Raw genomic sequence first — 14,820 nt, forward strand, 5'->3', positions numbered from 1 at the left:
TCAGTCACAGATGTGTTGTCTGATCCGGCGCTTTCGCGAGCAAGCCCGCTCCCACACAAGCCCGCTCCCACAGGGGTCCGCCGTCACAGGGCCTCCCCATAACAATAAATAATCATAGGTTTCTCCCATGGACATCACCCGCCGCGACTTCCTCAACGGCGTCGCCATCACCGTTGCCGCTGGCATGACCCCGCTGCAAATCCTGCAAGCCGCCCCCGATGGTCGCTACTACCCGCCCGCCCTCACCGGCCTGCGCGGCAGCCATGTCGGCTCGTTCGAAGTGGCGCACCAGATGGGCTGGGAAAAGAAGGTGTTCGACACCGAAAAGCTGCCGATCAGCGAGACCTATGACCTGGTGGTGGTCGGCGGCGGCTTGAGCGGTTTGTCGGCGGCGTGGTTCTACCGCGAGAAGCATCCCAAGGCGAAGATCCTGATCCTGGAAAACCACGACGACTTCGGCGGCCACGCCAAGCGCAACGAATTCCAGGCCGGTGGCCGCATGATTATCGGGTATGGCGGCAGCGAGGCGTTCCAGTCGCCCAACCACCTCTATAGCAAAGAGGTAAACGGGCTGTTGAAGAAACTCGGGGTGAATATCAAGCGCTTCGAAACCGCCTTCGACCGCCAGTTCTACCCAGGCCTGGGCCTGTCGCGCGGGGTGTTTTTCGACAAGGAAAACTTCGGCGAAGACAAACTGGTGACCGGCGACCCGACGCCCATGGTGGCGGACGACGTGGCGCCGGACCAACTGAATGCGCGCTCCATCAGTGACTTCATCCATGACTTCCCGCTGCCCGAGGCGGATCGCTTGGCCTTGATCGAATTGCACACCGCGCCCAAGGATTACCTGCCGGGCAAGAGCGCCGAAGAAAAGGCCGCCTACCTGGCCGCCACCAGCTACCGCGATTTCCTCCTGAAAGACGTAGGTTTGTCGGAGGGTGCGGTGAAGTACTTCCAAAGCCGCACCAATGACTTCATGGCGTTGAGCATTGATGCCGTGGCTTCCGCTGACGCTTATAGCGTGGGTTTCCCAGGCTTTGCCGGAATGAACCTGGCGCCGATCAGCGAAGAAGCGGCGGCAGAAATGGAAGAGCCTTACATCTACCACTTCCCCGATGGCAACGCATCGGTGGCGCGCCTGCTGGTGCGCAGCCTGATCCCGGGCGTGGCGCCAGGGCACACCATGGACGACATCGTGCTGGCACCGTTTGACTACGCCCGGCTCGACCAGCCAGCGTCCGCCGTGCGGCTGCGCCTGAACAGCACGGCGGTCAGCGTGCGCAACGTCGGCGACAGCGTGCATATCGGCTACAGCCGTGGCGGACAACTCGCACAGGTGCGTGGCAAGCGCTGCATCCTGGCCTGCTACAACATGATGATTCCATACCTGCTGAAAGACCTGCCGGCACCGCAAGCCCATGCCTTGAGCCAGAACGTGAAATACCCGCTGGTGTACACCAAGGTGGTGATCCGCAATTGGCAGTCGTTCCAGAAGCTGGGGGTGCATGAGATCTACGCGGCGACCCAGCCTTACAGCCGGATCAAGCTGGACTACCCGGTGAGCATGGGCGGCTACGACCACCCGCGCGACCCGACGCAGCCGATTGGCTTGCACATGGTCTACGTGCCCACCAGCCCCAACAGCGGCATGAACGCCCGCGACCAGGCCCGCGCCGGGCGCGGCAGGTTGTATGGGCAGACGTTCGAGCAACTGGAAGCGCAGTTGCGTGACCAGTTGCAACGCATGCTCGGGCCGGGGGGGTTCAAGCATGAAACGGATATCCTGGCGATCACGGTCAACCGCTGGTCACATGGTTATGCGAGCTTCTCCAACAGTCTGTTTGACGACGCCGATGAGAGCGAAGCGTGGATGAACCTGGCGCGCAAGCCGGTGGGACGTGTGAGCATCGCCAACTCGGATGCGGCGTGGAGTGCGTATGCACATGCGGCGATTGATGAGGCGTATAGGGCCGTCGGTGAAGTAGGCTGAAATACATTCTAAATGTGGGAGCTGGCTTGCCTGCGATACAGGCACCTCGGTGTGTCAGTCATACCGTGGTGATGCTATCGCAGGCAAGCCAGCTCCCACACAAGCCAGCTTTCACATTGGATCTTCATCTTTCTTGAGTAATGTGGCCGGCCATAGTCCCGGAAATGTCTTGTCGCACTTGCAATGCCATCACCCCGCTATCAATCATTTTTCCTACACCATCGAACCGCTTAAGCTATCCGGCGTCTGTTTATTGTCCGTTGCGTTTGGCCGAAGGCATGTCCGAACCGTAATTTCTGATCCGCTACGTGCCAGGGCCGGCGCGGGATTTGCTCACGACAGGTTGTCTCTATGCACCGCAGGAATTTGCTCAAAGCGTCCATGGCCATTGCGGCCTACACCGGCTTGTCAGCCAGCGGCCTGCTCGCCGCGCAGGCCTGGGCCGGGAACCGTGCCGCCGACGGCAAGGCTGTAACGTTCGATTTTGAAACACTCAAGGCCCAGGCCAAGCAACTCGCCGGCACTGCGTATAAAGACACCAAGCAGGTGCTGCCGCCGACCCTGGCGACCATGAGCCCGCAGAATTTCAACGCCATCGGCTATGACGGCAACCATTCGCTGTGGAAGGACTTGAACGGCCAGCTCGATGTGCAGTTCTTCCACGTCGGCATGGGCTTCAAGACACCGGTGCGCATGCACAGTGTCGACCCCAAGACCCGTGAGGCCCGCGAGGTGCATTTCCGCCCTTCGCTGTTCAACTACGAAAAAACCACCGTCGATACAAAACAACTGAAAGGCGACCTGGGCTTCTCCGGCTTCAAGCTGTTCAAGGCACCGGAACTGGATCGGCATGACGTGCTGTCGTTCCTCGGCGCCAGCTACTTCCGTGCGGTGGACAACACCGGCCAATACGGACTTTCCGCACGCGGCCTGGCGATTGATACCTACGCGAAAAAGCGCGAAGAATTCCCGGATTTCACCCAGTTCTGGTTCGAAACCCCGGACAAGGACGCCACGCGTTTTGTGGTCTACGCCTTGCTCGACTCGCCGAGCGCCACCGGTGCCTATCGCTTCGATATCGACTGCCAGGCCACCCAGGTGGTGATGGCCATCGACGCCCATATCAATGCGCGCACCGCCATCGACCAACTGGGCATTGCGCCGATGACCAGCATGTTCAGCTGCGGCACCCATGAACGCCGGATGTGCGACACCATCCACCCGCAGATCCACGATTCGGACCGCCTGGCGATGTGGCGCGGCAACGGCGAGTGGATCTGCCGCCCGCTGAACAACCCGGCCAAGCTGCAGTTCAATGCGTTCGCCGACAAAGACCCGAAAGGGTTCGGCCTGGTGCAGACCGACCATGAATTCGCCAGCTACCAGGACACCGTGGACTGGTACAGCAAGCGCCCAAGCCTGTGGGTCGAACCGACCACGGCGTGGGGCGAAGGCTCCATCGACCTGTTGGAAATTCCTACCACCGGCGAGACCATGGACAACATCGTGGCTTTCTGGACGCCGAAAACACCGGTCGCTGCCGGCGACTCGCTCAACTATGGCTATAAGCTGTACTGGAGCGCCTTGCCGCCGGTGAGCACGCCGTTGGCACAAGTCGACGCCACCCGCTCCGGCATGGGCGGCTTCACCGAAGGCTGGGCACCGGGCGAGCACTACCCACCGGTGTGGGCCCGCCGTTTTGCCGTGGATTTCAAGGGCGGCGGCCTGGATCGCTTGCCGGCCGGCACCGGGATCGAACCGGTGGTGACCTGCTCCCATGGCGAGGTGAAGGATTTCAGCATCCTGGTGCTCGATAACATCAAGGGCTACCGCATCCTGTTCGACTGGTACCCGACCAGCGACAGCGTGGAGCCGGTAGAGCTGCGCCTGTTTATCCGTACCCAGGACCGCACCTTGAGCGAAACCTGGCTGTACCAGTACTTCCCGCCGGCACCGGACCAGCGCAAGTACACCTGACGCAAAATGTGGGGGCTGGCTTGTGTGGGAGCTGGCTCCCACACAAGCCAGCTCCCGCTGGGTTCAGCTGTGTATTCAGAACCGCGACACACTCTTCATCGCCCCAATCAGATACCGCATCGCCACCTGATCGTTCTCGGTCAGGGCGCGGTACTGCGCCAGCAATTCGGCCTCATCCGAACTCAATCTTCGACCCCATAAAGACATTCTGCGGGTCAGAAAGAACGCCACTGCACCCACAACACCATAGGACTTGGCCATGGACTACTACTCCTGATTTCAATCAACTGTTCCTTATGCCCATCAACCGCCTCCCGTGAAGCGCAATGCCTCAGCGGACAAACAGACTGACTCCCCGGGCCAGAAATCAGACTTACCCTAAGCGTAGAAACGATCTCGGTAACCGTGCGATTTTTTTAGAGTAATCACTTAAATAATTGGCGTTGAGCAAATGCCTTGCAGAAGTTTCTTACCTGGCATTTAATTGAGTGACCACTCAATTAATGAATGAGACGACGATGCGCACCGTTGATCCGCAGCAACGTGAAAGCAAACGCATGGCCCTGCTCGACGCCGCTTCCCGATGTTTTTCCGAAGCGGGTTTCGTCGCCACCCGCACGGCCGACATCTGCACAGCCGCGGGGATGAGCGCCGGCAACCTGTTCCACTACTTCGCCAGCAAACATGAAGTGCTACTGGCGCTGGTGGCCCGCGAAGGTGAGCAGATCCAACAAGCCATGGCGCCATTGGCCGCTGCCGCAGACCCGATGGCCACGCTACTGGCGTTCGTAGACCACGCCTGTGAATTGGCGTGTGACCGCCATTACGCGGGCCTGGCGTTGGAAATTTCCGCATTGGGCCACCGTGATGAAGCCGTCGCGTACCTGATGAAAGCCAACGACCGCTACTTGCGCGAAGGCCTGGAGGCGCTGATCGAGGCGGCCGGCAAGGCCGGGCAATTGCACACGACCTTGACCGTGCCCGAAGCGGCCAATTGGCTGGCCACCCTGATCGACGGCATGTTCGCCCGAGTGGCGGCCGATGCGGACTTCCACCCGAACCAGCAGATTGATGTGCTGCGCGGTCTGGTGACCCACCTGCTGCAAGGTCACTGAACATGACGCCGACACGCCTGGTACACGTGGACGCGCTACGCGGCTTTGCCCTGCTGGGCATTCTGGTGGTGAACATTTGCGCATTTGCCGACCCCTACTACGCGTCCGCCCTCAGCAACCCCGACTACGCCAGCACCGGCGATCACCTGATGCGCCTGCTGATTTCGCTGCTGTTCGAAACCAAGTTCTACCTGCTGTTTTCCTTTTTGTTCGGCTACAGCTTTACCTTGCAGATGGCCGCCGCCGAACGCGCCGACGCACCGTTTGCACCACGTATGGTACGTAGGCAATTGGCCTTGCTGATCGTGGGACTGGTCCACGGTGCCGTGCTGTACTACGGCGAAATCCTCTCCACTTACGCCTTGCTTGGCCTGGTGCTGCTGGCTGCGCGCAGCCTGTCGCCAGCCAAGGCGTGTCGCTGGGGAGTCGGCCTCGTCGTCGTTGCCTGCTCGGGGTGGATGGTGCTCGGCGTGCTGCAAATACTGGAGGGCGATACCAGCGGCGGCGCCAGCAGCGAACCCGCGACCAAACTCGCGGCCTTCAGCGGCAGTGCCCTGGACACCTTGCGCTTTCACAGCGGCCACCTGTGGAACACCGTGCAGGCACTTTGGCTGCTGCAAGGGCCGAGCGCCCTGGCGATGTTCTTCTTCGGCTATGCCGCCGGGCGGCGCCAATGGCTGGTGGCGCCGTATCCCTGGCAACCCCACTTGCGTCGCCTGCTGTGCCTCACCCTTCCCGTGGGCCTGCTGGGCGCGCTGATCTATGCGTTGAGCGCTGCCTATGCACCGGGCGGCGGCCTGGAAACCTTCGCCTTTGGCGTCGGGCAACTCACGGCGCCGTTGTTGAGCGCGGCGTATGCCCTGTTGATGTTGGCACTGTTCGGCTCTGCCGTCGGGTTTTGGCTGTGTCAGTGGCTAGCGCCCGTGGGCAAGATGGCCCTGAGTAACTACCTGTTGCAATCGGCCCTGTTGGGGCTGCTGTTCAGCGGCTACGGCGCAGGCTTGACCAACCAGCTGCAACCCTGGCTGATGTTGCCGGTGGTACTTGGGATCTTTGCCTTGCAACTGTGGCTGAGCGCGCGCTGGCTGCGCACTCATCCCTATGGGCCGATGGAGTGGCTGCTGCGGGCAGCCACGTTATGGGCGTGGCCAAGCTGGCGGCGCAGCCCATAAAAAACCCACCGTCATCGGTGGGTTCTGCCAAGGCGCGCAGGTCAGTCGCGCAGATCGGACTCGTGGATCGGCTGGTCACGATGAGTCGCCCGCTGGTACTGCGCCGGCCAGATCGCCTTGCGCCCGCCCAGGTCATCGTCGGCATGCAGCGGCCAGTACGGGTCGCGCAGCAGTTCGCGAGCGAGAAAGATGATGTCGGCCTGGCACGTGCGCAGGATGTGCTCGGCCTGGGCCGGTTCGGTAATCATGCCGACGGTGCCGGTGGCGATGCCCGCTTCCTTGCGTACCCGCTCGGCGAAGCGCGTCTGGTAACCGGGGCCGATGGGGATCTCGGCGTTGGCGGCGGTGCCACCGGAGGACACGTCGATCAGGTCCACGCCAAGCGCCTTGAGGCGACGCGCCAGTTCCACGGTTTCGTCGGGGTTCCAGCCGTCTTCTACCCAGTCGGTGGCCGATACCCGCACAAACAACGGCAGTTCAACAGGCCAGACTTGGCGCACGGCCTCTGTCACTTGCAGCACCAGGCGGATACGGTTTTCGAACGAGCCACCGTATTGGTCCTGACGTTGATTGCTGATCGGCGAGAGAAACTGATGCAACAGGTAACCGTGGGCGGCGTGGATTTCCACCACTTCAAAACCTGCGGTGAGTGCGCGTTTGGCAGCGGCGACAAAGTCGGCGATCACTTGCTGGATCTGCCCCTCGTCCAGCTGTTTGGGCTGGGTGTGCTGGGGGTCGAAGGCAATCGGTGATGGGCCCACTGGCACCCAGCCGCCGTCGTCGGGTTTGACGCTGCCGTGCTTGCCGATCCACGGCCGGTGGGTGCTGGCCTTGCGCCCGGCGTGCGCCAGTTGAATCCCGGCCACCGCGCCTTGGGCGGCGATAAAACGGGTGATGCGTTGCAGCGGTTCGATCTGCGCGTCGGTCCACAGGCCCAGGTCCTGGGCGGTGATGCGACCGTCGGCGGTCACTGCGGTGGCTTCGGTGAAAATCAGCCCGGCGCCACCCACGGCGCGGCTGCCGAGGTGCACCAGGTGCCAGTCATTTGCCAGGCCGTCTTCAGCGGAGTATTGGCACATCGGCGACACCGCGATGCGGTTGAGCAGGGTCAGTTGACGGAGGGTATAGGGTTCGAGCAGCTGGCTCATGGCGCACCTCTTCTGGGTTCTATGGGCACTGTTCAACAGTGCTTAGAGCCTAGTCGACAACGGTGGATTGCACAGGGTTCAGAAGGAAACCGGGAGCCGATTGCCGGCTCCCGTACTGCAACAGCTTACATTTCGACCTGGGTACCCAACTCGATCACCCGGTTAACCGGGAGCTTGAAGAAGCGCAGGTTGCCGTTGGCGTTCTTCAACATGAAGGCGAACAGGCTTTCGCGCCAGCGCGCCATGCCTTCGATCTTCGACGCGATCACTGTCTCACGGCTGAGGAAGTAGGTGGTGCGCATCGGGCTGAAATCCAGGTTATCCAGATGGCACAGTTTCAGCGCCTCGGGCACATCCGGTTCATCGGTAAAGCCGAAGTGCAGGATCACGCGGAAGAAGCCGTCGCCAAAGGCGTCCACCTCGAAGCGCCGCTCTACCGGCACCCGCGGGATGTCTTCGTAGACCACCGTCAACAGCACCACTTGCTCGTGCAACACCTGGTTATGCAGCAGGTTGTGCAACAAGGCGTGGGGCACCGCGTCTGGCCGCGCCGTGAGGAACACCGCCGTGCCCTGCACGCGATGGGGCGGCTGCACGCGGATGCTGCTGATGAAGATCGGCAGCGGCAGGCCGCCTTCGTCGAGGCGTTCCACCAGCAATTGCTTGCCGCGCTTCCAGGTGGTCATCAGCACGAACAGCACAATCCCCGCCAGTACCGGAAAGGCACCGCCCTGGATGATCTTCGGCACGTTGGCGGCAAAGTACAGGCCGTCGACCAACAGGCAGCAAACCAGTACCGGCACCGCCAGGATCGGTGGCCACTTCCACAGCAGCAACATCACCGCCGACACCAGGATGGTGGTCATCAACATGGTGCCGGTCACCGCCACGCCGTAGGCCGAGGCCAGGGCGTTGGAGGACTCGAAGCCCAGCACCAGCAGGATCACGCCGACCATCAGCGACCAGTTCACCGCGCCGATGTAGATCTGGCCCTGTTCGGCGCTGGACGTGTGCTGGATGTGCATGCGCGGGATGTAACCCAACTGGATCGCCTGACGGGTCAGGGAGAACGCGCCGGAGATCACCGCCTGGGACGCGATCACCGTGGCCAGGGTGGACAACACCACCAGCGGGATCAGCGCCCAGCTCGGCGCCAGCAGGTAGAACGGGTTGCGCGCGGCTTCCGGGTCGCCCAGCAGCATCGCGCCCTGGCCGAAATAGTTGAGCACCAGCGCCGGCAACACCAGGATGAACCAGGCGCGGGCGATGGGCTTGCGGCCGAAGTGGCCCATGTCGGCGTACAGCGCTTCGGCGCCGGTCAGCGCCAGCACCACCGCGCCGAGAATCGCCACGCCAATGCCCGGGTGCGCCTCGAAGAAGCGCACGGCCCACATCGGGTTCATCGCACTGAGCACTTCGGGGTGCAGGGTGATGCCATACACACCGAGGCCGCCCAGCACCAGGAACCAGGTCACCATCACCGGGCCGAACAGCTTGCCGATGTGGTCGGTGCCGTGTTTCTGGATCAGGAACAGCGCCACGAGCACGACCAGGGCGATGGGCACGACCCATTTCTCCAGGCCGTCGAACGCCAGCTCCAGGCCTTCCACGGCCGACAACACGGAAATCGCCGGGGTTATCATGCTGTCGCCGTAGAACAGCGCTGCGCCACACAAGCCACACACCACGAGGAAACTGCGCAGTTTCTTGCGCTCCCCCGCCGCCCGCCGCGCCAGCGCAGTCAGGGCCATGATGCCGCCTTCGCCTTGGTTATCGGCGCGCAGCACAAACAGCATGTATTTGATCGACACCACCCAGATCAGCGACCAGAAGATCAGCGCCAGAATCCCCAGCACGCCGTCATGGTTGACCTGAACCCCATAACCGCCGTTGAACACCTCTTTAAGGGTGTAGAGCGGGCTGGTCCCGATATCGCCGTAAACCACCCCGACCGCGGCCACCAGCATGCCAATCGGCTTAGTGGTGGAATGCGCGGCGCCTGCCGCCGGACTACTTGCCTGACCCATCAACCACTCCTGCCCTTTGACCTGAGGTCTTTTATAAACAGCGCGTCTCAGCTGACCGTAGCATGCGCTGTTTTACTTCTCGTAACAGACGTTTTATTGACCTTGGCGTTTTACCTGTGGGCAACGGCGCGAAGCATAGCGCAGCGGTTGGGGGATTTCGCGGTTCGTGTGTATTGGGAGCCCTTTTAGGCCGTCGCCACTGGATGACGCGGCATTTTGGAGCCTTTTAGCCTGCATTGAACACAGTTACCGCCAACCGTATATTTCTGGCCCGGCTCGAATAGCGCGTCCTCGCTTGGCGTCCTCCATCAATAAATCGAGCCCCCACAGGGCAGGTTCAGTCGATATAGAAACTCAATCATCGATCTGTCTCTTTTAAGGTACATTTCTCATGTATGAGGTGAAACACGTACTGTCAGTCAATGGCGTGGATATCTACCAAGCTTGGCTGGACACCGTGCAAGACACGCGTTCAAAAGCGAGAATCACGACCAGAGTGGACCGAGCGTCCCTTGGTCACTTTGGCGTTACCGAGCCGGTGGGAGATGGAGTCTTTGAGATGAAACTCGATTTCGGCCCCGGGTTTCGCGTGTATTACGCAATTCAGGATCGGCAGATTGTTTTTCTGTTGGGCGGAGGCTCAAAAGCCAGACAGCAAAACGATATCGATCAAGCAAAGGCTCTCTGGAAATCCTACAAGGTGCAGCAAAAATGACCATTCGTACTCGCTCTCATGAAGATAGCGTCCTTGAAATGCTCCGAGACGATGAAGCATTTGCCCTCGACTATCTTTCTGTCGCCCTTGAGGAGATCGATGAAGAAGGCGGTGAAGATGCCTTCCTTGTTGCTGTTCGCCGGGTGGCGGAAGCTCGCGGCGGAATGCTGAGTTTGTCGCAGAACACAGGGCTCAATAGAGCGAATCTTTACCGATCCATCGCCGTCGGCGGCGACCCAAAACTCTCCACACTCCTGAAAGTGCTCCAGGCGTTAGGTGTGGGAATGTCTAAAGTTGTATCGCACCGCACAGAACAAGATGCCCGGGCTTGAGAGCATGGTCAGGGAGCTGTGAATCTACCAACACAGCACTCGTCGCATTTCCCCGCATAAAGCTGGTCAAGCGCGTTGCCCATCGATAGAATTGCGCACTTTTTGACCAGAGGCGCACCAAGCGCCCGTCCGCTGCCTGCCCTTCACGGCGGCGGCGTCATTCAATACCGAGGTTAGACATGTCCACCACCATCGCAAAAGCCAACCCCAAGGTTGGCTTTGTTTCCCTGGGTTGCCCGAAGGCGCTTGTCGATTCCGAGCGCATCCTTACGCAACTGCGTATGGAAGGCTATGACGTCGTGTCCACTTACCAGGACGCCGATGTGGTGGTGGTCAACACCTGCGGTTTCATCGATTCGGCCAAGGCTGAGTCCCTGGAAGTGATCGGCGAAGCGATCAAGGAAAACGGCAAGGTCATCGTGACCGGCTGCATGGGTGTGGAAGAAGGCAATATCCGCAACGTGCACCCGAGCGTGCTGGCGGTGACCGGTCCGCAGCAGTACGAGCAGGTGGTCAACGCCGTGCACGACGTGGTGCCGCCGCGTCAGGATCACAACCCGCTGATCGACCTGGTGCCGCCGCAAGGCATCAAGCTGACTCCGCGTCACTACGCCTACCTGAAGATTTCCGAAGGCTGCAACCACAGCTGCAGCTTCTGCATCATCCCGTCGATGCGCGGCAAGCTGGTCAGCCGTCCGGTCGGTGATGTGCTGGACGAGGCCCAGCGCCTGGTCAAATCCGGCGTGAAAGAGCTGTTGGTGATCTCCCAGGACACCAGCGCCTACGGCGTCGATGTGAAATACCGCACCGGCTTCTGGAACGGCGCGCCGGTGAAAACCCGCATGACCGAACTGTGCGAAGCCTTGAGCAGCCTGGGTGTGTGGGTGCGCCTGCACTACGTTTACCCGTACCCGCACGTCGACGAGCTGATCCCGTTGATGGCCGCCGGCAAGATCCTGCCGTACCTGGACATCCCGTTCCAGCACGCCAGCCCGAAAGTCCTGAAAGCCATGAAACGCCCGGCCTTCGAAGACAAGACCCTGGCGCGCATCAAGAACTGGCGCGAGATCTGCCCGGAGCTGATCATCCGTTCGACCTTCATCGTCGGCTTCCCCGGCGAAACCGAAGAAGACTTCCAGTACCTGCTGGATTGGCTGACCGAAGCGCAACTCGACCGCGTTGGTTGCTTCCAGTACTCGCCGGTGGAAGGCGCTCCGGCCAACCTGCTGGACCTGGCCGTGGTGCCGGACGACGTCAAGCAGGACCGTTGGGAGCGTTTCATGGCGCATCAACAGGCCATCAGCTCGGCGCGCCTGCAACTGCGCATCGGCAAGGAAATCGAAGTGTTGATCGACGAAGTCGATGAGCAAGGCGCCGTAGGCCGCTGCTTCTTCGACGCGCCGGAGATCGACGGTAACGTGTTTATCGACGACGCCAGCGGTTTGAAGCCGGGCGACAAGGTCTGGTGCACCGTGACCGATGCCGACGAGTACGACCTGTGGGCCGAAAAGCGCGACTAACCCTGTAAAGATTTGAAAAAGCCCTGCCTCTGGACAAGATGCGGGGCTTTTTTACGTCTATCGTTTGCCCATCGGCGCCAATCATCTCTGGCAAGGGGCAGCGGGCATGCGTCAGCATTCGGTTATCCATACACCTAAAACCAGCGACTACGCGGAGTTGGCGCGGATTTGGGAGGCGTCGGTGCGGGCCACCCATGACTTTTTGCCGGACAGCTACATCGTGTTGCTCAAGGATCTGGTGCTGAGCCGCTACCTGGACGCCGTGATGCTGATCTGCACCAAGGACCTGCGCCAACGCATCACCGGGTTTGCCGGCGTGGCGGCGGGCAAGGTGGAGATGCTGTTTATCGACCCGCAGCATCGGGGCCAGGGGCTTGGCCGGCAGCTGCTGGGATATGCCATTGAGCACATGAATGCCGATGAGCTGGACGTCAACGAACAGAATCCGCAGGCGTTGGGTTTCTACCTCAAGCAGGGTTTCGAGGTAATCGGACGGACGGAGCATGATGGCTTGGGCCAGCCTTATCCGTTGCTGCACCTGCGTTTACGCCAGCAACAACAAATAAGTAGCGGCTGACTCAACGCCGAACACCTGTGGGAGCGGCGGTGCGACGATTCGACTTGCTCGCGAAGGCGGCGTGTCAGTCGATACATGTTTGACTGACACATCGTCTTCGCGAGCAAGCCCGCTCCCACACAAGCCCGCTCCCGCATTTAGACCGAGTTGAACCAAATAAGGCCATTGCCCTGAAATGGGGCCGGGATTAACCGGCGCCAGGCAGGTACAATAGCCGCCCCCTTTTGTTACGGCCCTTGTCATGACTGACCCCATACGCCTCTCCAAACGCCTTATCGAACTGGTCGGTTGCTCCCGTCGGGAGGCTGAGCTGTTTATCGAAGGCGGCTGGGTCTCGGTGGACGGTGAAGTGATCGACGAGCCGCAGTTCAAGGTCACCACCCAAAAGGTCGAGCTCGACCCGGACGCCAAGGCCACCGTGCCAGAGCCGGTGACCATCCTGCTGCACGCGCCGGTTGGCGTGGATGCAGAAACGGCGATGGCCTCGATCAGCGCCGACACCCTGTCCGAAGAACACCGCTTCAGCAAGCGCCCGCTCAAGGGCCACTTCCTGCGCCTGACCGCCAGCGCCGACCTGCAAGCCAAGGCCAGCGGCCTGCTGGTGTTTACCCAGGACTGGAAGATTCTGCGCAAGTTGACCGCCGATGCCGCCAAGATCGAGCAGGAATACGTGGTGGAAGTCGAAGGCGACATGGTTGCCCACGGCCTCAACCGCCTGAACCACGGCCTGACCTACAAAGGCAAGGAGCTGCCGGCGGTCAAAGCCAGCTGGCAGAACGAAAACCGCCTGCGTTTTGCGCTGAAAAACCCGCAGCCGGGCGTGATCGCGCTGTTTTGCGAAGCGGTGGGCCTCAAGGTCATCGCCATCCGTCGCATCCGTATCGGCGGCGTGTCCATCGGCAAGGTGCCGGTCGGCCAGTGGCGCTACCTGTCGGCCAAAGAGAAGTTCTAAGCCGCTGCCCCTTTCTCGACACCGCCGGATTTGCGCGGTGTCCTCAGTTGAATACCAGGATTACCCACCATGATTCACAACGACGTACTGCGTAGCGTGCGCTACATGCTCGACATCAGTGACAACAAGATGGTCGAGATCATCAAGCTCGGCGGCATGGACGTGACCAAGGACGACCTGCTGACCTACCTCAAGAAGGACGAGGAAGAAGGCTTCGTGTTCTGCCCGGACGACGTCATGGCGCATTTCCTCGATGGCCTGGTGATCTTCAAGCGTGGCAAGGACGAAAGCCGTCCGCCGCAGCCGATCGAAACCCCGGTGACCAACAACATCATCCTCAAGAAGCTGCGCGTGGCCTTCGAGCTGAAAGAAGACGACATGCACGCCATCCTCAAGGCCGCCGAGTTCCCGGTGTCCAAGCCTGAGCTGAGCGCGCTGTTCCGCAAGTTCGGCCACACCAACTACCGCACCTGCGGCGACCAGTTGCTGCGTAATTTCCTCAAGGGCCTGACCCTGCGGGTGCGTGCGTAAGCCATGAGCTACAACGTCTCGCCCGTCGGCTTCGTGCGCTCCTGTTTCAAGGAGAAGTTCGCCATCCCGCGCCAACCGCAACTGGCGCCTGCCGCCCGTGGCGTGCTGGAGCTGGTGGCGCCGTTCGACGGCGGCGAGGCGGTGCAGGGCCTGGAGCAGGTAAGCCATGTGTGGCTGCTGTTTCTGTTCCACCAGGCCCTGGAAGACAAGCCACGCCTGAAAGTGCGCCCGCCACGCCTGGGCGGCAACACCTCCATGGGCGTGTTTGCCACCCGCGCGACGCACCGGCCCAATGGCATCGGCCAGTCGGTGGTCAAGCTGGACAAGGTGGAGCCGGGCCGGCTGTGGATCTCCGGGATCGACCTGCTCGACGGCACGCCGGTGCTGGATATCAAGCCGTATGTGCCCTACGCAGACATCATCGACACGGCCACCAATGACATGGCCAGCGGTGCACCTGCACTGATTCCCGTGCAGTGGCTGAAGACTGCGTTGCACCAGGCACAACACCACGCCCAGCGGCTGGATGAGCCGTTGGTGGCGTTGATTGAGCAGTGTTTGGCGCAAGACCCGCGGCCGGCGTATCAGACGCCTGGGCCTGAACGTGAGTATGGTGCGCAGTTCTGGGATGTGGATGTGCGTTGGCACTATCCCGAGGCTGGGACGATATGCGTGCTCGAAGTGCTTCCAGCTGACTAAACCGGAAACCAAATGTGGGAGCGGGCTTGCTCGCGAATGCGGTGTATCAGTCGACAGAGTTATTG

14 protein-coding genes are annotated in these 14,820 nt (G+C 61.1%); 11 read left to right on the top strand and 3 right to left on the bottom strand.

Annotated features, from left to right (window positions below; translation table 11 throughout):
- Positions 1-127: 127 nt before the first annotated feature.
- Complete coding sequence (locus tag NUV89_RS21375; protein WP_257782864.1) at positions 128-1,990, top strand: NAD(P)/FAD-dependent oxidoreductase; 1,863 nt, start codon at positions 128-130, stop codon at positions 1,988-1,990.
- A 351-nt stretch (positions 1,991-2,341) separates the two neighbouring features.
- Positions 2,342-3,967, top strand: coding sequence for a glucan biosynthesis protein D (locus NUV89_RS21380; protein WP_257782865.1), 1,626 nt, complete (start codon positions 2,342-2,344; stop codon positions 3,965-3,967).
- 75 nt (positions 3,968-4,042) lie between these two features.
- Here the strand turns inward: NUV89_RS21380 and NUV89_RS21385 are convergent, their stop codons facing one another.
- Positions 4,043-4,228 (bottom strand): hypothetical protein, encoded by a 186-nt coding sequence (locus NUV89_RS21385; RefSeq protein WP_017738236.1) that lies wholly within the window; start codon positions 4,226-4,228, stop codon positions 4,043-4,045.
- 257 nt (positions 4,229-4,485) lie between these two features.
- Between NUV89_RS21385 and NUV89_RS21390 the strand changes: the two genes are divergently transcribed.
- Together NUV89_RS21390 and NUV89_RS21395 are read left to right on the top strand one after the other, a co-directional pair.
- Positions 4,486-5,082, top strand: coding sequence for a TetR/AcrR family transcriptional regulator (locus tag NUV89_RS21390; protein WP_257782866.1), 597 nt, complete (start codon positions 4,486-4,488; stop codon positions 5,080-5,082).
- Positions 5,083-5,084: 2 nt separating this feature from the next.
- Positions 5,085-6,254 carry a DUF418 domain-containing protein gene (locus NUV89_RS21395; RefSeq protein WP_257782867.1) on the top strand — a complete coding sequence of 390 codons (1,170 nt, stop codon included), beginning with the start codon at positions 5,085-5,087 and terminating at the stop codon, positions 6,252-6,254.
- 41 nt (positions 6,255-6,295) lie between these two features.
- On the opposite strand, the gene NUV89_RS21400 is transcribed toward NUV89_RS21395, so the two are convergent.
- Positions 6,296-7,402 (bottom strand): NADH:flavin oxidoreductase/NADH oxidase, encoded by a 1,107-nt coding sequence (locus NUV89_RS21400; protein WP_257782868.1) that lies wholly within the window; start codon positions 7,400-7,402, stop codon positions 6,296-6,298.
- A 125-nt stretch (positions 7,403-7,527) separates the two neighbouring features.
- Positions 7,528-9,429, bottom strand: a complete 1,902-nt coding sequence (locus NUV89_RS21405; RefSeq protein ID WP_017738240.1) for a potassium transporter Kup — start codon at positions 9,427-9,429, stop codon at positions 7,528-7,530.
- A 391-nt stretch (positions 9,430-9,820) separates the two neighbouring features.
- On the opposite strand from NUV89_RS21405, the gene NUV89_RS21410 reads away from it, so the two are divergent.
- From NUV89_RS21410 to tsaA, 7 genes are all read left to right on the top strand, one after another.
- Positions 9,821-10,144 carry a type II toxin-antitoxin system RelE/ParE family toxin gene (locus NUV89_RS21410; protein WP_207039858.1) on the top strand — a complete coding sequence of 108 codons (324 nt, stop codon included), beginning with the start codon at positions 9,821-9,823 and terminating at the stop codon, positions 10,142-10,144.
- On the top strand, positions 10,141-10,476 hold the full coding sequence (locus NUV89_RS21415; RefSeq protein WP_257782869.1) for an addiction module antidote protein: 336 nt from the start codon (positions 10,141-10,143) through the stop codon (positions 10,474-10,476). The genes NUV89_RS21410 and NUV89_RS21415 overlap by 4 nt, the downstream gene beginning before the upstream one ends.
- Before the next feature lie 179 nt (positions 10,477-10,655).
- Positions 10,656-11,996, top strand: coding sequence for a 30S ribosomal protein S12 methylthiotransferase RimO (rimO, locus tag NUV89_RS21420; RefSeq protein WP_005785474.1), 1,341 nt, complete (start codon positions 10,656-10,658; stop codon positions 11,994-11,996).
- A gap of 106 nt (positions 11,997-12,102) precedes the next feature.
- The gene (locus NUV89_RS21425; protein ID WP_257782870.1) at positions 12,103-12,573 is read left to right on the top strand and encodes a GNAT family N-acetyltransferase; all 471 of its coding nucleotides are present in this window, start codon (positions 12,103-12,105) and stop codon (positions 12,571-12,573) included.
- A 241-nt stretch (positions 12,574-12,814) separates the two neighbouring features.
- Complete coding sequence (locus NUV89_RS21430; RefSeq protein ID WP_257782871.1) at positions 12,815-13,525, top strand: rRNA pseudouridine synthase; 711 nt, start codon at positions 12,815-12,817, stop codon at positions 13,523-13,525.
- Positions 13,526-13,594: 69 nt separating this feature from the next.
- Positions 13,595-14,056: a DUF1456 family protein gene (locus NUV89_RS21435; protein WP_017529765.1), complete on the top strand. Its 462-nt coding sequence runs from the start codon at positions 13,595-13,597 to the stop codon at positions 14,054-14,056.
- A 3-nt stretch (positions 14,057-14,059) separates the two neighbouring features.
- A complete protein-coding gene (tsaA, locus tag NUV89_RS21440; protein WP_257782872.1) occupies positions 14,060-14,755 on the top strand; it encodes a tRNA (N6-threonylcarbamoyladenosine(37)-N6)-methyltransferase TrmO in 696 nt (231 codons plus the stop codon).
- Positions 14,756-14,820: the final 65 nt, after the last annotated feature.

The sequence above is a fragment of the Pseudomonas sp. 18.1.10 genome, from assembly GCF_024655625.1.
In the GTDB taxonomy this organism is placed as follows: domain Bacteria; phylum Pseudomonadota; class Gammaproteobacteria; order Pseudomonadales; family Pseudomonadaceae; genus Aquipseudomonas.